Annotated in this window: 19 protein-coding genes; all 19 read right to left on the bottom strand. The window is 51.6% G+C overall.

The features are described from left to right. Window positions 1-153: 153 nt before the first annotated feature. Window positions 154-1,332, bottom strand: a complete 1,179-nt coding sequence (locus tag ACFQY0_RS12810; RefSeq protein WP_379712975.1) for a glycosyltransferase family protein — start codon at window positions 1,330-1,332, stop codon at window positions 154-156. Window positions 1,333-1,376: 44 nt separating this feature from the next. Then, a complete protein-coding gene (locus ACFQY0_RS12805; protein WP_379712973.1) occupies window positions 1,377-2,330 on the bottom strand; it encodes a glycosyltransferase family protein in 954 nt (317 codons plus the stop codon). A 304-nt stretch (window positions 2,331-2,634) separates the two neighbouring features. Next, a complete protein-coding gene (locus ACFQY0_RS12800; protein WP_379712971.1) occupies window positions 2,635-3,909 on the bottom strand; it encodes an oligosaccharide flippase family protein in 1,275 nt (424 codons plus the stop codon). A gap of 109 nt (window positions 3,910-4,018) precedes the next feature. Beyond that, on the bottom strand, window positions 4,019-5,011 hold the full coding sequence (locus tag ACFQY0_RS12795) for a Gfo/Idh/MocA family protein (RefSeq protein ID WP_379712969.1): 993 nt from the start codon (window positions 5,009-5,011) through the stop codon (window positions 4,019-4,021). Then, on the bottom strand, window positions 4,968-6,290 hold the full coding sequence (locus ACFQY0_RS12790; RefSeq protein ID WP_379712967.1) for a nucleotide sugar dehydrogenase: 1,323 nt from the start codon (window positions 6,288-6,290) through the stop codon (window positions 4,968-4,970). Before ACFQY0_RS12790 ends, ACFQY0_RS12795 begins: the two co-directional genes overlap by 44 nt. 17 nt (window positions 6,291-6,307) lie before the next feature. Beyond that, window positions 6,308-6,946: an acyltransferase gene (locus ACFQY0_RS12785; RefSeq protein ID WP_379712965.1), complete on the bottom strand. Its 639-nt coding sequence runs from the start codon at window positions 6,944-6,946 to the stop codon at window positions 6,308-6,310. A 40-nt stretch (window positions 6,947-6,986) separates the two neighbouring features. Beyond that, window positions 6,987-8,075, bottom strand: a complete 1,089-nt coding sequence (locus ACFQY0_RS12780; RefSeq protein ID WP_379712963.1) for a DegT/DnrJ/EryC1/StrS family aminotransferase — start codon at window positions 8,073-8,075, stop codon at window positions 6,987-6,989. An 85-nt stretch (window positions 8,076-8,160) separates the two neighbouring features. Next, window positions 8,161-8,898, bottom strand: coding sequence for a hypothetical protein (locus tag ACFQY0_RS12775; RefSeq protein WP_379712961.1), 738 nt, complete (start codon window positions 8,896-8,898; stop codon window positions 8,161-8,163). Between the two features lie 279 nt (window positions 8,899-9,177). After that, a complete protein-coding gene (locus ACFQY0_RS12770; protein ID WP_379712959.1) occupies window positions 9,178-10,443 on the bottom strand; it encodes a glycosyltransferase family 4 protein in 1,266 nt (421 codons plus the stop codon). A gap of 127 nt (window positions 10,444-10,570) precedes the next feature. Continuing rightward, complete coding sequence (locus tag ACFQY0_RS12765; protein ID WP_379712957.1) at window positions 10,571-11,152, bottom strand: SGNH/GDSL hydrolase family protein; 582 nt, start codon at window positions 11,150-11,152, stop codon at window positions 10,571-10,573. Between the two features lie 131 nt (window positions 11,153-11,283). Further along, entirely contained in the window at window positions 11,284-12,279 is a 996-nt protein-coding gene (locus tag ACFQY0_RS12760) for an acyltransferase family protein (protein WP_379712955.1), read from the bottom strand. A 245-nt stretch (window positions 12,280-12,524) separates the two neighbouring features. Next, the gene (gene cysN, locus ACFQY0_RS12755) at window positions 12,525-13,769 is read right to left on the bottom strand and encodes a sulfate adenylyltransferase subunit CysN (RefSeq protein WP_379712953.1); all 1,245 of its coding nucleotides are present in this window, start codon (window positions 13,767-13,769) and stop codon (window positions 12,525-12,527) included. A gap of 93 nt (window positions 13,770-13,862) precedes the next feature. Continuing rightward, a complete protein-coding gene (locus tag ACFQY0_RS12750; protein WP_379712951.1) occupies window positions 13,863-14,231 on the bottom strand; it encodes a four helix bundle protein in 369 nt (122 codons plus the stop codon). An 87-nt stretch (window positions 14,232-14,318) separates the two neighbouring features. Beyond that, on the bottom strand, window positions 14,319-15,224 hold the full coding sequence (gene cysD / locus ACFQY0_RS12745; RefSeq protein ID WP_379712949.1) for a sulfate adenylyltransferase subunit CysD: 906 nt from the start codon (window positions 15,222-15,224) through the stop codon (window positions 14,319-14,321). 115 nt (window positions 15,225-15,339) lie between these two features. Next, a complete protein-coding gene (gene cysC, locus ACFQY0_RS12740; RefSeq protein WP_379712947.1) occupies window positions 15,340-15,930 on the bottom strand; it encodes an adenylyl-sulfate kinase in 591 nt (196 codons plus the stop codon). 70 nt (window positions 15,931-16,000) lie between these two features. Beyond that, window positions 16,001-16,762: a WecB/TagA/CpsF family glycosyltransferase gene (locus tag ACFQY0_RS12735; RefSeq protein WP_379712945.1), complete on the bottom strand. Its 762-nt coding sequence runs from the start codon at window positions 16,760-16,762 to the stop codon at window positions 16,001-16,003. Between the two features lie 9 nt (window positions 16,763-16,771). Then, on the bottom strand, window positions 16,772-17,929 hold the full coding sequence (locus ACFQY0_RS12730) for an FAD synthase family protein (protein WP_379712943.1): 1,158 nt from the start codon (window positions 17,927-17,929) through the stop codon (window positions 16,772-16,774). Window positions 17,930-17,953: 24 nt separating this feature from the next. Next, entirely contained in the window at window positions 17,954-18,946 is a 993-nt protein-coding gene (locus ACFQY0_RS12725) for an NAD-dependent epimerase/dehydratase family protein (RefSeq protein ID WP_379712941.1), read from the bottom strand. Between the two features lie 99 nt (window positions 18,947-19,045). Beyond that, on the bottom strand, window positions 19,046-20,128 hold the full coding sequence (locus tag ACFQY0_RS12720; RefSeq protein WP_379712939.1) for an adenylyltransferase/cytidyltransferase family protein: 1,083 nt from the start codon (window positions 20,126-20,128) through the stop codon (window positions 19,046-19,048).

Here is a 20,128-nt window from a genome sequence, read left to right as displayed (position 1 = left end):
GAAAAAACTTTGTTTACAAGGGTCCGGCTACGGACTTACCCATTGACTGTAAGCAATTTTCTTTAGACTAGGACCTCACATAGGTCAATCCCAGAGCCTCGCATTCGTGAAGAATCTTAGCATTCCGGAAACAACAGTCAAATCACTCCTTCATTAGGAAAACGAATTGGACGCGAGCCTTTCATCAGTTCCATCGCTAGATTTCAACACAGCATCGAGAAGCGCAGGAACAAGCTTGTCAGAATCCGCATGCCCCACTGAGCGCTTCACCTCATCTATGTTCCAAGGGTGTGAATAGGCAACCTCCATGGCCTCTTCAACTTCATCGATCGACCCAAACCAAAGACCATTAACACCGTCCTTGATCAGATGTTCAGAAACTTGCCCGTTCCAAAGTAATGCGGGACAACCGCTCACCAATGAATGGTAGATTCCCACCGACACGGAATTCCAGAGAGAGAATCTTGATTTCTCAAATACGGCGCGAATTTCCAACTCACTTAAAAGCGGAAGAGTCACACACCTGTCTGATACAGATGAACTACGGATTGCTTCCAACAAATCAGTCGAAGCGGCATCATCTCCAACTCCCGCCATAACAAAGCCCATCTCTGGATGGCTCTCCAAGAACTTACAAATCACTCCAAAGAATTCTTTAAGATTCTTCTCTGGGCGCACCCTAGTTATCACAGAGCAAATTGAAGCAGTCTTTTCTAAGAGTTCTTCCACCTGTGATGGAAGATCTTGGGAACCTGGCAGCCGAGAAAAATCCAGCAGGAGCCCAGTCATCTGAATTTTGCGCCTCTCCTCTTCACTGACCCAACCTTCCAGCAATACGCGAGTTTCCTTTGTGATAGCCATCACCAGAGAAGAACGCCGGACGATCGCAGGAACCCACCTACTCTTGATCAGAGTTGACATACTCCATTTACCCCGGTGGCAAGGCAAATCACTAAACGCCGAAATAACCTTACTTCTGGTCGGAATACTCGGTAGCGCCGACATCCCAATTCCACTCAGAGGCGCGAGCAGAAAGACAATATCTGGATCATGTAATTTGATTCTACGAGAGAAACCCGAGCCAAATTCAAGAAACGTATTCTTGAACTTAATGATCCATGAACTCCGATAAACCTCAAAAGGAAGCTCTGCATCTGCGGTGGATAGGTCACCACTCCAATTTCGGGGAACGCTAGAGAGCACAAGCACGTCGTGTCCAAGCCTATCAAGCGTTCGGCAGAGAATATTCTCCAAATAGGAGAACGAAGGGACGAACTCAGCACAAATTACTACTATACGCAATCTCTGCACGGCACCAATTGAAGAATTCATTTCAAACCGGTAAATAGAACCTCAACAATACAAGCGGGATCCCTTCAACCGCAGCCGCGGGTAAATTCCCCGCCCGCATCGGACACTATCCTTAAACCCCCAGAACACCACAACTCTAGCGCCTTATCCATTTCATTCTCACCAGACATCAAACCTGATGCCTTCTGACTCATGGCTTGTGCCGATTGTATCTGGGAACGACTAGTGCTATTCAATAGATCAACCATGTCCATGAAATCATAGCTTTTCGCCACGAAACCACATCTATGACTCCTCACAAGATCGGCCATGGCTGGAGAAGGACCAATAAAAACAGCAAGTCCAGCATGGATGAACTCGAAAAGCTTATTTGGAAGGCACATTTCTGCATTAAAGGAAAAAGGAGGTATAAGAAAGAGCCCCCCATCATATCGCCTAATTGTTTCAACAATCTCAACGGTCTTGACAGGATCAACAAAGGTAATCCTACCTGGAGCGATTTCCATAGCTAATCTCCTTAATTCTTCCTGGTATTGTTGATCCGACACCAGCATGAGATCCAAAGTATAGCGGATATCGGTGTTTGCGATGATTCGAATCATGTCATCTATTCTTCGAGATCTGCTTGCGACACCATGATGAATCAATCGAATTACTCCATCGCATTTGTCGTTGGAATCTCGATCAGGAAGCGCAAGACATTGCTTGGAATGAATCGGAATATTTCTCACAACGCCGAACCGATGTCCATACTCTTCAAAGTACCTGGTTGCTAATTCAGCACATACTGTTGTTCTTGCGCTGGCGAGCTTAAGAACATTTCTAAATAGCGCGTCCGCAGGCCTGGCACCCAAAAGTCTCGACTTTATAGAACGATGTGAATCTGTGTAATATTCGTGTGCATCAAAAATAATTTTCACCCTATCATTCACCTTGCTTTTATACTCTGCCGCAATGAACAGCGCTTCGCACTCATTTGCCAGAATGCAATCAGGGCTGTGGAGTTTAAGATCACTCATGCAGTTTCTATAGGCGGCAGTCATCCGAAAAAGAAGCCAGTGCGCGTAAGGATAGACTATCCCTGCTAGAAGACACGAAAGTCTATAGAATACAAATCCAATCGTACGCTTAGGCGGGAAACTGCCTAAAGAAAGCCAACTATGCTGAAATCGCTTTCTAGAAACCTCAGGATTTGCCCCAAAACCAGCTACTCTTACATTGCAAACTTCTTGCAGTTTTTCAATTTGACGCAGAACCCTCGGATCTGATCGAACAGGTGAAAGTGAAATTATATACATCCTCAAAATAGTATCTATAGACTCCCTAGCAAGGGATCCGGCGAGACCTCATCTCGTGAGCGATCCATCCAGCATAAACCAGACGTCCGATACTTTCCGTGATCGCGAACCAAAAGAGCGCTTCATGCACGTTGACCGAAAAACATGCAATCCACAGAACGACAACGCGTAGCAACGAAGAACTTCCCACAACCATTAACTGGCGATGCTGCAAATTCAATAGAGACGGAAGCATACTTGTCGGCGATAGGATTAAAGCGAGAGCAGCGGGCCAAACCAATATTGTTGAAAATTCACCAGCCTGTTGCCATTGCCGGTTAAAAATTAGCAGGAACAAGTCCACACCGAAAAACCATATCGTGAAGATCATCGGAACGGCAATCGCGACAAGCAATACAGTGGTCGTGATGACCAAACGGGATAGCGCCTGAGGCTGATCCCTTAACCCTGCTGCGCGGGAATAGAATACTTGTGCGACTGCGGCTCCAATTAAGGCACTGGGCACCCTCACAATTAGCATAGCTAGATTGAATTGCCCGGTGGTGGCTGTAGAATAGTAAGCTGCGAGTAGAAGAGCGGGTGACAGGGCCGCGGACTGATCCAGGAGAGTCAGCGGAGCATTGTAAAAGGGGAACTGCCTATACTCTCGTAATAGGGAGAGGCCTCCTATTTTCTCGAACTTTAGTGACGGCCTCCATAGGCCAAAGTGCGAAACAACGAGAAATATTCCAATTGATAATGAAACGATTTGGCCGACAAATAACCAAGTGCTATCACCACCTAGAATCCATGCAAATGGAACCACTGTGAGACCCGTTCCAACGGCAGATCCGATCCTTATTCGAGATAGAAGCGCAAAGTCTGCTGCCCGATTGCACCAGAACCTCAGACAATTCAAAATTCCATTCCCTAGAATAAGAACGGGAAGAAACCATACGTATGATCCTAGGTCGTCGGCTGGCGCGAAGTCTGGCCTCAACAACAATAGGAGAATGTAGAACGTACTTGCGATAGCAACAAATACAGCCATCGCTATACATATTCTTAGGAGATATCTAGCGTCTTTCTCCTCCCTTACTAAAGGGATTGCCATTTCATATCTAAGTGCAGCTAGTGGCGATACAATTCCAACAATTGCAAGAACAACACCAAGAACCCCGGTCATCTCCGGCGTATAGAGCCGCGCTACAAAAAGACTTGTAACAAAGCCAATAAGTTGGGCAACCCCTGTCGCTCCTGCTAGTTTTGCTACCGCATTCCAATAGTTAGATCGCAGAAGACGTCGTATCAATTCACTCATTTACCTCTAGGTGCGCGGCCAAGCTGTAGAGAGAACTGAACACTCGAAACTCGAAATCAATTGCTCATCCAAAGTGATGAGCAAAAACAAGATTCGTCTAAACCATCCGCTATTTTGTCGCTCGGGATAGAACGTTGACGCATGCCACCCCATTTGATGACCCCGATATGGGCTCATCTCGAGTACAACAACAGTCAATGAAGTGTTCGAGCTCCAAGCGTAGCGGCTGATCATGCCCCTCAAAGATCACTTCGTTGCCCTGGTCGTGATGGGCGAGATCTTCAGTTACGGTTTTCTTATGTAGAATGACCTGAGAGTGGACCTCATCGAAAACGAGGATGCCTTTCTCTCCTGTAATAATGAGTTCCCGCTCGACCCTTGGCCAGAGCCATGAGTTGTGAAGATTCGCTTTGATGCCTGAGGGGAAGCTAAGATGCAGGTGGTAATCATCTTCAATGTTTGGTGAAATGCCTGAATGCCCAAACGAAACGACTTCAGTAGGTTCTTCTCCTGCAAGATGGAGGAGAACCGCGACATCGTGAACTCCGAATGACCAAAGTACGTTTTCAATGGATCGGACACGTCCAAGTTTTGAACGGCGCTGTGTTAAGGTGCGGATCCTCCCGAGTTTCCCGCTATCGATATACTCCTTAATGAATGAAATGGCGGGCTGGTAGAGAAGTAGGTGTCCCACCATAAGAATTCGTCCTTTCTCCTTAGCGTAGTCAGCCATCGTCTCGGCCTCGGCAGGGTCGAGTGTCATCGGCTTTTCCACAAATACATCTAGTCCCATTTTCATTGCGGCAAGTGCGATGGCGCAGTGGGTATGCGGTGGGGTTGCGATAGCAACTGCATCGAGCTCTTCCTTTCCTAAGAGCTCTTCTCCGCTCTCGTAGACTGGCAAATCGGGATACTTCTCCTGAACCGACTCCCGGTTGGAATCAACGGCGTCGGCGACCGCAGCTAGTGCCCCAAGTTCACCCAAATTCTTGACAAGATTCTTTCCCCACACTCCTGCTCCTATTACGGCAATTCTCATAGTAAAGTGGTTATCAAAATTAAGCTTTGAAAAGCTGACCTTCCTTAGGAGCCAGTCCAGCACTGGCGATCGCATTCCGGGTATCGACGATCAGGCTCGAGTTCGCTACAACTTCAACCAAATCGACGCGGGAGTGGTTAGTCGAAATAAGCACACAATCATAGGAAGCAAGCGTAGTCGGTGTAATTTCGATAGATCTTCGACCAGTCCATTTGGCATGTTCACGGGTCGGAATGATTTCAGGAATATGAGGATCATGGTAGTCGACTTCAGCACCGAGCTCATCAAGTCCGTCCATAAGGTGAAACGTGGGTGACTCACGCATGTCGTCAACGTTTTCTTTGTAGGCAAGACCGAGGATAAGGATTCGGCTACCATTGACCGATTTTTGCCGGGTATTGAGAGCATGTGCTGTTTTTTGCACCACGTAGGCCGGCATCGCTTCATTTATTTCACCTGAGAGTTCAATGAATCGTGTGTGAACACCAAACTCTCGGGCTTTCCATGTGAGATAGAACGGATCAATCGGGATACAATGCCCACCTAGACCTGGACCTGGGTAGAACGCCTTGAATCCAAATGGCTTCGTCGCGGCTGCTTGGATGACTTCCCAGATATCGATGCCCATTTTGTCCGCGGCAACTTTTAGCTCGTTGGCTAAGCCGATGTTGACAGAGCGGTAGATATTCTCGAGAAGCTTCGAAAACTCGGCAACCTGAGTCGAGGATACAGGGACTACCTGCTCAACTACTGCCTGGTAGAGGGCGAGGCCAACTTCGGCGCAAGCAGGAGTGGAACCCCCCATAACCTTTGGGATGTTGACGGAGGAAAAATGGGCATTGCCAGGATCTTCCCGTTCTGGCGAATAGACGAGAAAAATGTCCTTACCTACAGTTAGGCCCAGGTTCTCAATACGCGGCCGGAGCTCCTCATCAGTAGTTCCCGGGTAAGTTGTTGATTCTAGTGAGATTACTTGATCCCTTCTCAGATAAGGGAGAAGGAACTCAAGGGTATTTAGCACATAGCTTAAATCAGGCTCATGATGATCACTGAGTGGAGTAGGGACGCAAAGGATCAGCGCATCACATTCGCCTGCTCGGGCAAAATCGGTGGTCGCATCAAGAAGACCTGACTTTACGCCATCGGCAATCGGTTGGGCATCAATATGTTCAATATAGGACGAACCTGAAAGAATCGCAGCGGTCTTCTTTGAATCAATATCTAGACCGAGAACCCGATGGCCTTTAGCGATGAATCCCAGGCCAAGTGGAAGCCCTACATAGCCGAGGCCTACAATTCCGATGAGAGCTTTCTTGCTTTTGATTTTTTCGATCAATTCCATTTGATAATTATGTCAGATTAAAATTCGCGATAGGCCTTCTGCCCGCATGCAAGGTTCGGTGGCAATGGACTTTCTTCATCGAGATCCAGACAACGGAGTCGCCCCTCCTTTTCTAAATAGCGGTAGCCGCTCTCGGGACAAACGAGTTCTCCACCCGCATTGCGCTCATTGAGAGGATGCCCGTGGCGTGACATCCAGCCGCGTTGTCGTCCGGGGACTCCGAGGATCATAGCGTAGTCCGGCACATCCTTCGTGACAACGGCACCGGCGGAGATGAAGCAGTAGCGTCCGAGGGTGATGCCGCAGACGATCGTGGCATTTGCTCCAACCGTGGCACCGCGGCGGATCAGCGTCTTTTCGTAGAGTCTGCGACGGCTGACCTGAGAACGTGGGTTACTGACGTTTGTGAGGACGCAGGACGGACCGAGAAAAACATCATCTTCGACCGTGGTGCCGGTGTAGATGGCGACGTTGTTTTGAACTTTAACGTTGTTTCCGACGGTGACGTTGTTGGCGACCATAGTGTTCTGGCCAAAACTACAATTCTCTCCGATTCGGGCACCGCTGCAGATATGGGAAAAATGCCAGATGCAGGTACCACTTCCTAGGGTAACGTCATCGTCGACAATGGCGCTAGGATGGATTTTCGCTACCATGAAATTGTTTGGCAAAGGGTTCGGCGGAAGAGTTTAACTCTTACGTGAGGGAGTCGCAGACCTGGTCGATCTCTGTTTCGCTAAGGTAGGGATTCATAGGCAGGGATAGTCCTTGCTTGGCCACCAGTTCCGACACAGGAAAATCTCCAAGTTTGTAACCTAAACCTGCGAAGACGGGTTGGAGATGTAGTGGCACGGAGTAGTAGCTCACGGTTGGTATATTTCTCTCTCCAAGACGGGCGGCAAAAGCATCACGATCAGGAGAAAGAATAGTGAATTGCGCCCACACCGAGGTGTTACCTTCGGTTACACAAGGAACGGTGACTTCTTGAGATGAATTGCTCAAAGTATCGATATATCGTTTCGCAACCCGTTGCCGTTTTTTAATCTCATCATCAAAAATTCCAAGCTTTGGTAATATGATGGCAGCCTGGAGAGTATCGAGTCGACCGTTGAGGCCAAGAATAGGATGGTGATGTTTCTTCTCCTGACCGTGAAGACGGATCTGTCCCATCTTCTTCGCAAGTTCCTCGTCGTTCGTGAATAGAGCACCCCCATCACCGTATCCTCCGAGTGGTTTACTAGGAAAAAATGAGGTGCTACCAACAAGCGAGAGTGCACATGATTTCTTCCCGTGGTGAGTGGCACCAAAAGACTGCGCGCCATCCTCAATAACCGGAAGCCCATGACGATCTGCAATTTCATTAATCGCCGTCATGTCCGCCGTCTGGCCATAGATCCCAACTGGCATGATGGCCTTGGTTCTGTCTGTGATGGCAGCCTCCAAAAGGTTAGGATCCATGTTCCAGCTATCATTTTCGATATCAATAAATACAGGCTTAGCCCCAAGCAAGGAGATGACTTCGGCCGTTGAAATCCAGGTATAAGGAACGGTGATCACCTCGTCCCCGTAACCCACCCCGAGAGCCATCAGGGCGATAAGCAGGGAATCGGTGCCGCTCGCTGCGGAAATACAGTAATCGACACCAACATATTCCGCAAGATGTTGCTCGAGTTCGCCCACTTCGGGGCCCATGATATAACGGCCGTGCTCAAGCACTGTTGCGATACGGCGGTCGATTTCAGGCTTAATACGCGCTTGTTGCGCTTTCAGGTCAATGAATTCCATGATTTTATTAGAGTAGGCCGATAGCCTTTTTCTTCTTAGTGTAAGATCTAGAAAGGATAAAAGCGGGATTGCTTTGCTCTCCAAGCTACGCCCACTCTCCTTTGACAGGATGGACAACCCATGCACCATTTTGCTTCATTGATGGGATGGCGCTAGTCGCAAGTTGGTCGCTGCTAACAAACTGGTCTTGGTCGGATAAACCACGCACTCGGTAGCCAAGATGATGGGCTGCGGTCGGAAGATGGAGTTCCAAATAGGCACGGACGGGTTCTCCTATGTCGACAACCGCTTGAATAGCTTCCCGCCTCCAGCGTTGTCCACATCCCATACAACTCAGAACAACTGCAGATTCCTCTCTTATCGAAAACGTTCTTATCCACTCAAACCATTCCGGTGCAGTTGCTAGGTTAGAGTAATGAGGATGAAAAGTTCCGTCAACCCTCCAAACCCTGTGTCCTAATAGATCAGCATTTTCAGCTTCTGCTCGCTGCTCCAACCTCTTCCAAAGATCGCTAACTATTGGAAGCATGTCAAACTCAGCCAAATAAAGAGCATCCCAATCGTCGTCCGCAATAGATTGGACCGATTTTCGCAGTACTTCAGTGTAGCTCTGCCGCTCACGCTGATGGTCTGTTGTTCGTAGACGAGAATCATCCACGAAAACTTTTCGACCTTTAATCGACTCAAACTCGCTTGCATCACCTCCAAACGCAACGACGATCAAATACGGCCGAGTAATACTTCGCCATCTATCAACCATTCGGTTAACACGTTCGGCCCTTTCATGACTTAGAAGTACAAGCGCAATCTTTGCGTCACTCATGCGTTATTATTATTTCGAGTTCTATCGCCACTTTTAACAAGACGAGGAAAATCCGGCTCTTGAGGTCCTTCGAAGCGGATTTCCAGACGCCAATACGATAATTTCCGCGATGGCACTGCGACTGCACGTAAAGGCTTGTAGCCAGTGTACCCTATAACCCAGACTCTACCTTTCCAAGTAAGGATTATGGCATGTCCGAGATAGGTTCCTGTAGATCGGTCAACTAATCTAGTCCCGACAAGTCTCGCGAGACTACGAGCGAAGGTTCCTCCATTCATATCAACAGGTAGCTTTAACTCGATTCTGATCTATGTCCTGGTCGCAGCTATTTACAAGTACTTCAGAAATCCGTTTATTGAAAAGGTCGATACCAAAATTCTTCTCGAATCTCGCTCTCAAGGTTCTTGGCCAGTGATCACCGCGTTCGGTACTAAGATCTTCAACACAGCGACCGAGAGCTTTGGCCAACCCTTCTGGGTCCGCTACAGGGGCACCATAAGGGTAGCGGCTTGGGAGAACTCCGGTCACTCCCTTAGAAAAGGAGGCGACAATAGGCATTGACCAGGCCATTGCCTCCACAACGCCGATACCAAAACTCTCCCATCGACTCGGCGCGAGGAAGATGTCATTAGTTCCGAAAGCATCAGCCTTCTCCTGTTGCTCAATGAATCCAAGCTCCTCTAGTGCAAAGCGGTCGCTGAAACGCTCTCGAATTCTTAGAATGGCTTTGGTAAAGCGGAGCTCACATTCGGGCGAAATTCCGCCCGCTAAACTCAGTGAGATGGAACGTTGTTTCTCATCGGTTTTGAGCCAACTTTCAATGCATTCCAGCGCGTCAAATAAGCCCTTTTCTTCGGTTCCATGACTGAGGAACAATAATCGAATTACACTAGATCGTTCTCCTATTTCCCTAAATCTCGCTACTCTCCCGGAGGCGATACCTTCAGCAACTCCCGGGCATGGATCTTTAATACCATTAGAAACAACTTCCACCTTTCTAGAGAAGACAGCCGACGCGTCATCCTGAGTAGTGGTAGCGACACAAATCGAAAGGTCAGGATTCTTTAGTACCAACTTACTGAGTGATCTACCTACGCTATCCATCCATTTCGGGCCAGGTAGAGCGACTTCTTCTGACCCTGCAGCCCAAGCACCTTGCCCTATAGCGTGCCAATGGAGGACTGTGGTTGGGAAAAACCTCCTCAGAACCCCTAATGTTATCCAATCCCGGATGACGGCGCTCCATTTTACGGGTCCCGGAACATAATAAAAGGTTCTAGTTCCAAACTTGCGTTTAATCCTAATCGCCTGAATGATGTAGCGAAGAATTAAACTTAGCTTCTTCAGACTTAAGGCACCAACGCCTCTGAGCTCCATTGAATACCGAGCATCGACATGATGAACTGGTAGAGGAAACATTCCCCTTCCTAGCGCATCGAGCATAAGAGCAATCATCCGGCTTTGCCCGTGATCCGGGGGCGGGACGTGGGCAAAAACTAACAATGATTCTTTGATCTGAGACTTCCTGAGCATATCGTGTTTCAAACTTAGAATCAGACGAACGTATTCTCTTGGTCACATTTCCACTTGCACTAGGCTTCCGGAACTACCCTAGTATTCTCGAGACCAAACACGAAACATTTTCTGGGTGTTAGCAAAATATTGTGCGTTCTCACTTACGTGAAGCTCTCACTACCCGGTTTACTCGTTCATACCCCATCGGACTCAAGTGAAGTTCATCTCTAAAACATGAAGCATCATTTAGCACATCATCACAGTCAATGTATTCATATTCACCTGACTGCTCGCTTAGAAGTTTATTTACTTCCAACCTCGCTGCATCAATCTCGTCACTCCAAAATGGCTTTCTCACAATGGGGATTTCGCCGATCGGAAATATTCCTATAACCACGACTGATTCAGCACCAAGTGCTTTAAGTCTCTTAGCAATTTTCTGGATATCACCTACACATCGCTTTACGGAGTTCTCGAAATCACCCTCCATCACTCCCAGATACTTAAGATCGTTAATACCACATTGGACATAAGCAATCTGGGAAAATTTTCCTTCAAGCACGGAGTCAAGACCCCACGCTAGTTCTGCAGCCGTCGCCCCTCCGATTCCAATCTTGCTGGTCGCACTGAAAGGCAAATTGCACCACTGGTCTACCCTTGAATCACCAAAAAGAATCACATCATCAGAAGCTCTAATACTTTCGTGTTTCTCTGAGACTAATTTTGTCACAGGGTTCACGCGGTGATATCCTTCGCGCTCTAGAAAGCATTTAGTTAGGAGAAACCACACTAAAACGGCACCGCCAATTATTGCTGATAGCACTACTAGACGAGTAAGAGGACGGATTACCTTTGGTATTTCTACAGACATTACCTGATGAATTTGGGAGTCCCGAGAAATCTTGACTCAAGCGCCCAATAAAATACACCTCCAGCTGGAATCGCTAGTAGGGCTCCAAATGGTTTCCATGAGTCATCGAGCGGAAGATCCAAGGTTAGGGTCTGCTGAATTAGATAAATCGAGTATGTTCTTTTTCCAATCCAATCCAATCCTTGGCCCGCCCATCCATTTAGCGATAGTTTATTTATGTATGTTACAAGCAGCCCAGGAATCAATAGCAAGCCCACCAGGACAGTGGCCCCACTCTGCTTTATGAGCAAAACTCCAAATAGAGCCACTACTGAGAAAATTATCAACTTCCACTGGAATACTTCCAAATGCTTTCCAAACGAGGACAGAATCGACATTGGGTACAAAACAAAGCAAAATCCCAACAACATTGGCCAAACTGCCACGTGGGTAGTGTATTTATTGATAAAATGTGGCTCCAGAATCGGAAACAATCCTTTCGAGACTAGGAAATTTAGACCCATGCAGCATGTTAACCCCAGGAGCAATGCACCCATTAGAAATTTTCCAGATCTTCCGAGAGTCGTGCCTAACCAAAATAGAATTGGGCTAAGAAAATAGAAATGCAGTTCGCACGTTATACTCCAGATGTGATGAACTCCAAACCCCCTACTGGGAAGATAATTACAATAAAAAGGGTAAAGGAGCGAAACTTCGTCGTCGATCGGGTTTCCAGAAATGCTCCCTAGAGCCCACAAAATTATGAAATATATGATGAGAACAGGGTACAGTCTCCACAATCGCTTTAGAGGTAGCTTAAGAAAGTAGTTTTCTTTCTTATTCACAAGAGACTTGATACTCAGTGCCGTGAGTAATCCCGAAATTACGAAAAAGAGGTTCACGCCTGACCTACCTAAGCCTTCAACCCAACCTGTATGCTTAAGCCCATGGTTTATTAGTACCAGCACCATTGCGAAGCCGCGCCACTGATCGAGACCTGCAAATCTTTTAGTCATTGTTTTCTGGCATTGATCGAAAGCTAGGACCCAGGAACTGCTTTGAATTTCTACTCGATCTTACTTAGATTAGGGTCCTCAGTGGGCGAACCTGACATTAGTCCGAATCTCCGTGAAGCTTTCCGCCCCTCGGCAATTCGAACATTGCCTCCCTATTCAACACAAGGGAGGCGAGGATCCCTCGCGTCCAGGACGAACCAGCTGGGCGCTTGAACCCTCGCTGGCCATTTCGCCTCTAGCTTTTCCTACACAATCATCCCTGCCGCGACGGTCTCATTGGTGCCGGGGTCGACGAGGATGAAGGAGCCGGTGTTGCGGTTGCGGCGGTAGCTGTCGTGAATGACGGGGCTCGCGGTGCGGAGGGTGACGCGGCCGATGTCGTTCATCGCGAAACTGTCCACGCCCTCAACCTTGTGCAGGGTGTTGATGTCGACGAGATACTTCACGTCACGGATCACGGCCTGCATTTCGCGGGTTGTGTGACGGAGCACGAGCTTGGCGCGCGAGGCCATCGGCTTGTTCGAGAACCAGCAGATCATCGCTTCCAGGTCCTGGGAGACTTTTGGCGGGTTGTTCTGTTTGACGATCATGTCGCCGCGCGAGATGTCGATCTCGTCAGCGAGCGTGATGGTCACGCTCTGAGGGGCGAAGGCTTCGTCGAGCTCTCCATCGGTGCTATGGATCGCCTTGATCTTGGTATTGAAACCGGATGGCAGAACCGTGATGTCGTCGCCAGGCTTGAAGACGCCACCGGCGACGCGGCCGGCATAGCCGCGGAAGTCGTGCCATTCGTCACTCTGCGGGCGGATCACCCACTGCACGGGGTAGCGCGCATCGACGTGGTTCTCCTCACCACCGACGTAGACATTCTCAAGATGATAGAGAAGGGACGGGCCCTGATACCAGGGCATGTTCTCGGACTTATCGACGACGTTGTCGCCATTCAGTGCGGAGATCGGGATCGGGGTGATGTCGACGATGTTGTCGAGGCGCGAGGCGAAGGACTCGTAGTCCTTGACGATCTTCTTGTAGACTTCTTCGTCGTAGTCGACGAGGTCCATCTTGTTGATGCAGACGGCGACGTGCTGGATGCGAAGCAGGTTGGCGATGAAGCTGTGGCGCTTGGTCTGCTCAATCACGCCCTTACGGGCATCGATGAGGATGATCGCGAGGTTGGCGGTTGAGGCGCCGGTCACCATGTTCCGGGTGTACTGGATGTGACCCGGCGTATCGGAGATGATGAACTTGCGTTTCGGCGTGGCGAAGTAGCGGTAGGCCACATCGATGGTGATGCCCTGTTCACGTTCGGCCTTGAGGCCGTCGGTTAGAAGCGCGAGGTTGACGTGTTCATCGCCGCGGCGGCGTGAGCTTTCCTCAACCGCTTCAAGCTGATCTTCGAAGATCGACTTGGAGTCATAGAGAAGGCGGCCGATAAGGGTGGATTTTCCGTCGTCGACGGAACCGGCGGTGGTGAATCTGAGAAGGTCCATGTCTAGTTGGGGAGGAGGTGAGTGTTTCTGTGTTTCCGGGCCTCGGTGTTTCCGGGCTTCGGTGTTTCTGTGTTTCGGGAAGCGGTGCTTCCGTCAGAAGCAAAATGACTTATGTCGGTTCATCATGACTCCGAGTTGCTTTCCAATGTGTTCGGCGGACTCAATGAGCGCCTCAGCACGATCAGACGGCAAATAGCCGCAGTCAGTGGCCGATAGTAGCCAATGGATGGTTTCCTGGAGTTCGCCGTCGGAGTCGCTGAGTTTGGAGAGAAAATGTGCGGGATAGCGGCGCTTGGCCCAGGCTTCCGCAATATTTGCGCCAACAGATCGAGACGACCGGCGGATCTGATCAATGAGCGAGTATGTCTCTTCCTTCGGCCAAGTTCTCGACTCCTGGATTACGGCCTGCTGCAACGCACACACGTTCTGATAAACTTCCAGTTCTCTCCAAGAATTGACCATGGCCTTTAGTGCTGAGTGCGTCTGCCTTTACTGAAATACCGAAAACCCGAAGCACGGAAACACCGGCTATTTCAGCGCCGTAGGCGCTTAGAAATAGCCCTCTTTCTTGCGGTCTTCCATTGAGGTTTCGGAGCGCTTGTCGTCGGCGCGGTTGCCGCGCTCGGTCTGGCGGGCGGCGGCGACTTCTTCGATGATCTTGTCCATGGTGTCGGCGCTGGATTCCACGGCTCCGGTGATGGTGGCATCGCCCATGGTGCGGAAACGGATCAACTTGCGCTCAACCGTTTCGCCTTCGCGCGGCTGGACGAATTCGCTGACGGCGAGGATCGTGCCGTTGCGGGTGACGGTGTCGCGTTCGTGGGCGTAGTAGAGGCTCGGCAGGACGATGTTCTCGCGCTTCATATACATCCAGATATCCATTTCGGTGAAGTTGGACAGCGGGAAGATGCGGAAGTGCTCGCCTTGCTGCTTGCGGCCGTTGAAGAGGTTCCACAATTCGGGGCGCTGGTTCTTCGGGTCCCATTGGCCGAAGTCATCGCGGTGGGAGAAGAAGCGCTCTTTGGCTCGCGCCTTTTCCTCGTCGCGGCGGCCACCACCGAGCACGGCGTCGAACTGATGCTCCTCGATGGTATCGAGCAGGGTCGTGGTCTGAAGTCGGTTACGGGAAGCATCGGCTCCGGTTTCCTCGGCGACGCGGCCTTTGTCGATGGACTCCTGGACGGATCCGATCACCAGGCGGGCACCCATGTTTTCGGCGAACTCATCGCGGTAAGTGATGGTCTCCGGGAAATTGTGTCCGGTGTCGACGTGGACCAGCGGGAAGGGCATGCGGGCCGGGTGGAATGCTTTGCGAGCGATCCATGCCATGACGATCGAGTCCTTACCGGCTGAAAAGAGCAGGCCTGGTCTTTCGAACTGGGCGGCAGTTTCGCGAAGGATGAAAATCGCCTCGGCTTCGAGTTGGTCGAGGTGGGAAAGTTGGTAGTTCGGCATAATCAGGGGACCGGTTGAATGGCCGCGATTCATCGCAGCGGTGACGGGGCGCAGGAAAGCGCCCCGACGAAATCATTGCAAGAAATAAGGAGTTACTTGGGTAAGTTAGTAAGGATTACAAGGCGATGCCTTTGTTTCGAAGGTATTCGAGGACTTCGAAAGTGGAGTCCTCGATGCTCAGGGCTTCCGTATCGAGGACCAGGTCAGGCTCTTGAGGCTCTTCGAAGGCGCTGTCGCGGCCGGTGAAGTTGGCGACTTCTCCCTTCCCTGCCTTGGCGTAGAGCCCTTTGGGATCGCGGGCTTCGCAGGTGGCGTAGTTGGCCTTGACGTAGATTTCGGAAAAATCGCGTCCAAGGATGCCACGCGCCAGATCGCGGAAGGCACCCCGAGGGGTGATCAAGGAGCACAGCACGATGACGCCGTTGCTCGCGAGGAGCTTGGCCAGTTCCGCCGTGCGACGGATGTTTTCGAGACGGTCGTCGTCGCTGAATCCCAGGTTGCCATTCAGCCCCGTTCGAAGGTTGTCGCCATCGAGGCGAATGCAGAAGCGGCCTTTGTCGTGGAGCACGTGTTCAAGCGCGCCGGCAATCGTGGATTTTCCTGATCCCGAAAGTCCGCAGAACCAAAGGACGCAACCTTTCTGGCCAAGGAGGACTTCCTTGGCGTGGCGAGGCAGGGTGGCGTGCGGGTGAATGTCGGTGCTCATAATCGATGCTAAACTTGGATTCGTAATCTTGAAAAGAGGAGATGCGGTTCTTATTTGATCCATCATTCCATCAAGCGCCCCTCGAATGATCGAGAACGGAATAGGCGACGAAAAGACTGTTGTGAACCAAGTATCGCTTGAAGAGTCGGCGCGGTTCGGCAGCGATTCGATAAATCCACTCGAGACCGCACTTCTGCATGATCGCAGGAGCCTGTGAGACCTCGCCCGCATGAAAGGCAAAAGCAGCTCCTATTCCAAAGTAAACTCCAGGCGGCAAGCGGTGCTTGTTTCGCGAGATCCAGTGCTCCTGCTTGGGACAGCCGAGACCGACCCAGATCAGATTGGCACCAGACTCCCTGATCTTTTCACAGATGCGATCAATCTCATCGTCCGGCCATTCACCAAAGGGTGGTGAATAACTCCCTGCAATCACGGAGCCGGGGAAATCGTGACCAAACTTGCCTGTTAGTTTGTCGAGGGTGCTTTCCTTGCCTCCGAATAAAAAGTGTCGGTAGCGGGGTAGATTCTGCGTCGCTTTGATCGTCTCAAGCATCAGCGAGGGACCATAAACCCGATCACGCAATTGATGCCGCTCATCGAGCTGCAAATTGAGAGACCACACAAGCGGCATCCCGTCCGGAACAATCAGATCGAAGCGATCCATCGTTGCGCGAAAGTCATCGTCATGACGATACATGGCCGCCACATGCGTATTGGCAGCTTCTACGGCAGTTACCGTAGCGGCGTCGGCCGCCTTCTGAAGGATCCAATCAACCGCTCCCGCATAATCCGTACAGGCGAGCGGCAATCCAATGACTTTTACGACTTTCATCAGCTCGGATCAAAAATCAACCGCCGGCAGGCTGATGCGCAGGTCGATGGCATTTTCCACGGGCTCTTCGCTGACCATCATCAGGTAGCCACCGCCGCAGCCCGAATAGCAGGAACCCAGAGCCACTTCGCTCAACTGGGCGCGGGTTTCCATCAACTCATCGCTGACGGTGTGGGGCAGCAGTTGCTTCCATGACTCCAGCGTCTCGTTGAGAGCCTTTCCGAGCCCGGCGGCATCCTTCGCGAGGATCGATTCCCAGGCGAGGTCGCCCGCTTTCCCAAGTCGGGCTGCGAACTCGGCGTCGAGATGTTTTTCCACCAGCGGATCGTAGCCATCCGGCCGCTCGGCCACTGGCACCAGGTGGAGCACCCTTTGCAGCCACTGGGCGACTTCGGGATCGGTGCAGCTTTCGATGCGCTCCGGCCAGTAGTCGCCGGCATAGACCAGGCGATTGATGCCCGGAAGCACCATGCCGAGCGCATCCTGCGATCCTGAAATGTATTCGGTGCCCGGCGGGTTCTCGCAGGCAAACAGCACTCGTCCCTCTTCCTCGAAGTTTGAGGTCGGCATGACCTTGCCCCAGAGCTTGGCAGCCGTTTGGCGGGTGCTTGTCGCCATCCCGGCGCGGTCCATGTACTTGATATTCGGCTGGAGTCTCGCCACCACGACGGATCCGCCGGCCATCTCGGAAACCCACGGCTGGTCCATCCATCCGCCGGCGATGCACAGCCGGTAGGGCAATTCACTGCGGGCCTTCGAATCGCTGCTGCTGCGCGGTTTGAAATCGGCGGCGGGCTTTCGCTCGAGCACCTTGAACTCAATGCCCAGGCGCTTGCAGAGCTCTTCCTTGGCGGGTGTGTAGCCGTCTTCGTTGACGACGAAGACATCCGGTTTCAAGGCGATGAGATCGGGCTCGAAGTCGAGCATCCCGACACCGCTTCCCACCCGTGCTTCGTGAACGCAGTCGACATGCCCAACGAGGTAGACCCGCTCGTCTTCGCTGAAGAGCGGAGGCCGGCCCTTGAGCATGGCAATATTCGCATCCGATCCGACGCTGACAATGAGCTTCCCGAAGCTGGATGCCTCTTCGAAAAACGCGATATGCCCGGCGTGCAACAAATCGAAGCAGCCGGAGACCATGACGGTCTTTTGTGATGAATCGGACATCTAATCTAACCGCAATCGGACTTCTTATTGAATCACATGCTCGCCGCGCTTGCGCTTGTCGAACTCCTGCTTGATCCACTCGTAGGTCTTCTTCATGCCCGTGACGAGATCGACCTCAGGTTCCCAGCCGAGCTTTTCCTTGATCAGGGTGTTGTCGCTATTGCGGCCACGCACCCCCAGAGGGGCATCGAGTTTGTATTTGCGGTTCAGTTTCACGCCGGCGATCTCCTCGACGATGTCGAGCAGGCGGTTGATCGAGACCAGTTCGCTGCGACCGAGATTGATCGGTTCGCGGAAATCCGAGGCCATCAGTTTGTCGAGGCCGGTCACGCAGTCATCGATGTACATGAACGAACGGGTTTGCTCGCCGTCGCCCCAGATCTCGATGTCATGGTTGCCGGAATCGATCGCTTCGATGACCTTGCGGCACATCGCTGCGGGTGCCTTTTCGCGACCGCCGTCCCAGGTGCCGAAGGGGCCGTAGACATTGTGGAAGCGGACAATCCGCACATCGACTCCGTAGTCCTCGTAAAAGTGGCGGCACATCCGCTCGGAGAACAGCTTTTCCCAACCGTAGCCATCCTCCGGCATCGCCGGATACGCGTCGGACTCCTTGAGGGCGGTCACCGAGGCGTCGGTCTGCTTCTCGCCATTGTAGACGCAGGCACTTGAGGAATAGAGATACTTCTTCACCCCCAGATCGCGGGCCGCCATCAGCATGTGGGTATTGATCAAAACGCTGATCATGCAGAGCGCCTTGTTGTTCTCGATGAAGCCCATGCCGCCCATGTTGCAGGCAAGGTTGAAGACCGTGTCGCAGCCTTTGGTCGCCTCGTAGCATGCCTCTTTTTCTTCGAGGTTGAGGACAAGGTTCTCGGCTGCCTCGTGGAGTTGATACCACTGCTCCGTGGGTTTGACATCCGCGACCACGACCTCGTGGCCCCGCTCAAGGAGGACACGTGCCAGCTGGCCTCCGATAAATCCGCCACCGCCGGCGACAAGTATGCGTTGTTTCATCTGTTCTGTTTTCTGGGGTTAGACCGGCGGCCCAAAATCTTTGCCAAAACGAAAGAGTGAGGACTTTTGGGAATGAAGATTCCCGCGATCAATTGAGTGTTAGAGACGATAGAAAGGCTCGACGGCTCGCAACAGTGGCATTTCCCCGAGTGCCTGGCTCCGTGAGGACTCATCTGAAAATAGGTAGAGCGCGTATCCTCCGTGGCCTCCTCCGCAGTACTTTCGAGCAATCGCCCCTTCGATGGATGGCAGGGCATCCATGCCCTCGGTCAGTTGGGCCTGATGGTAGAGATTGATTCCTTCGGCCAGTCTTCCCAAGTCCGATTGAAGCACCCCTTCCCGGGCGACCCTCCCCGACTCGGCAATCATGTCATAGTCCCTCCGCAAGTCAGCGGCTCCGGGCGTATCATGATCGCTGCCGGTCCAGAGAATCGCCAGCTTGCCACGCAGGCTGTCACCATTGTGTTTGAAATCGAGGACCGGTCGCTGACCCGAGCGCCAAACGCACAGACCCGTCTCGCGAATCACCGCCGGATCCTGCCAGCCGACTCCCAGGTCGAGTTCCGCATCGATCCCATCGTGACCATTCAAGAGAGCCCAGGCTCCACTCCCTCCCAAGCCAGCCTGCTTTTCATAGGGCCAATGCTTGAGGGTCACGAGGGGGGAAATGGCGCAATTGACGATGTAGCCGTCTGGCCGGGAAAACCTCGGCACATCCAGCCAGCCCCCTGCCAGGTCCACTCTCAGAGGCGCTTCGGTGGGCGCCTGGATCCAGCGCACGATCGATGAGGAGGAGACGGATTTGAAGCGAGGAGGACTCTTGGGCAGAACCACATAGCGCGCCCCGATCTGGTCACACAGTTCCTGCTTCACTCCGCCATACTTGTCATCCTCGGTCACCACTAACAGGTCCGGTCGGATTCGAAGAAAATGCTCTCTGAACTCCAGTCCCTCCTCAGGGCTCGTTCCGATGACAACCTCATCAACCATCCTCAGTCCTTCCAAAAGGACCTTCTTGTGGTCATCTGGAATCGATGGTCGGCGTTCCTTCTGCTCCCAAAGGATCTCTTCCGCCGCAAAGGAGACGGTCAGGTGGTCACCCAAGGCTCGGGCCTCCTCAAAAAACTGAAGATGACCGGCGTGGATGATGTCGTAGTAGCCGCTGACAAATACGCGAGTCAT

This window comes from Haloferula chungangensis, from assembly GCF_042664875.1.
Classification (GTDB): Bacteria; Verrucomicrobiota; Verrucomicrobiia; order Verrucomicrobiales; family Akkermansiaceae; genus Haloferula; species Haloferula chungangensis.
Note: the sequence above shows the minus strand (reverse complement) of the source record. Positions and strands in the feature narration are given on the sequence as shown.

What these genes read in the sequence shown, in the direction of transcription:
- ACFQY0_RS12780 (WP_379712963.1), bottom strand. Translation starts at nt 8,075, where the DNA reads ATGGAATTCATTGACCTGAAAGCGCAACAAGCGCGTATTAAGCCTGAA.
- cysD (WP_379712949.1), bottom strand. Translation starts at nt 15,224, where the DNA reads ATGCCGAACTACCAACTTTCCCACCTCGACCAACTCGAAGCCGAGGCG.
- ACFQY0_RS12810 (WP_379712975.1), bottom strand. Translation starts at nt 1,332, where the DNA reads ATGAATTCTTCAATTGGTGCCGTGCAGAGATTGCGTATAGTAGTAATT.
- ACFQY0_RS12775 (WP_379712961.1), bottom strand. Translation starts at nt 8,898, where the DNA reads ATGAGTGACGCAAAGATTGCGCTTGTACTTCTAAGTCATGAAAGGGCC.
- cysC (WP_379712947.1), bottom strand. Translation starts at nt 15,930, where the DNA reads ATGAGCACCGACATTCACCCGCACGCCACCCTGCCTCGCCACGCCAAG.
- ACFQY0_RS12790 (WP_379712967.1), bottom strand. Translation starts at nt 6,290, where the DNA reads ATGGAATTGATCGAAAAAATCAAAAGCAAGAAAGCTCTCATCGGAATT.
- ACFQY0_RS12800 (WP_379712971.1), bottom strand. Translation starts at nt 3,909, where the DNA reads ATGAGTGAATTGATACGACGTCTTCTGCGATCTAACTATTGGAATGCG.
- ACFQY0_RS12805 (WP_379712973.1), bottom strand. Translation starts at nt 2,330, where the DNA reads ATGAGTGATCTTAAACTCCACAGCCCTGATTGCATTCTGGCAAATGAG.
- cysN (WP_379712953.1), bottom strand. Translation starts at nt 13,769, where the DNA reads ATGGACCTTCTCAGATTCACCACCGCCGGTTCCGTCGACGACGGAAAA.
- ACFQY0_RS12760 (WP_379712955.1), bottom strand. Translation starts at nt 12,279, where the DNA reads ATGACTAAAAGATTTGCAGGTCTCGATCAGTGGCGCGGCTTCGCAATG.
- ACFQY0_RS12750 (WP_379712951.1), bottom strand. Translation starts at nt 14,231, where the DNA reads ATGGTCAATTCTTGGAGAGAACTGGAAGTTTATCAGAACGTGTGTGCG.
- ACFQY0_RS12730 (WP_379712943.1), bottom strand. Translation starts at nt 17,929, where the DNA reads ATGTCCGATTCATCACAAAAGACCGTCATGGTCTCCGGCTGCTTCGAT.
- ACFQY0_RS12720 (WP_379712939.1), bottom strand. Translation starts at nt 20,128, where the DNA reads ATGACTCGCGTATTTGTCAGCGGCTACTACGACATCATCCACGCCGGT.
- ACFQY0_RS12725 (WP_379712941.1), bottom strand. Translation starts at nt 18,946, where the DNA reads ATGAAACAACGCATACTTGTCGCCGGCGGTGGCGGATTTATCGGAGGC.
- ACFQY0_RS12785 (WP_379712965.1), bottom strand. Translation starts at nt 6,946, where the DNA reads ATGGTAGCGAAAATCCATCCTAGCGCCATTGTCGACGATGACGTTACC.
- ACFQY0_RS12735 (WP_379712945.1), bottom strand. Translation starts at nt 16,762, where the DNA reads ATGAAAGTCGTAAAAGTCATTGGATTGCCGCTCGCCTGTACGGATTAT.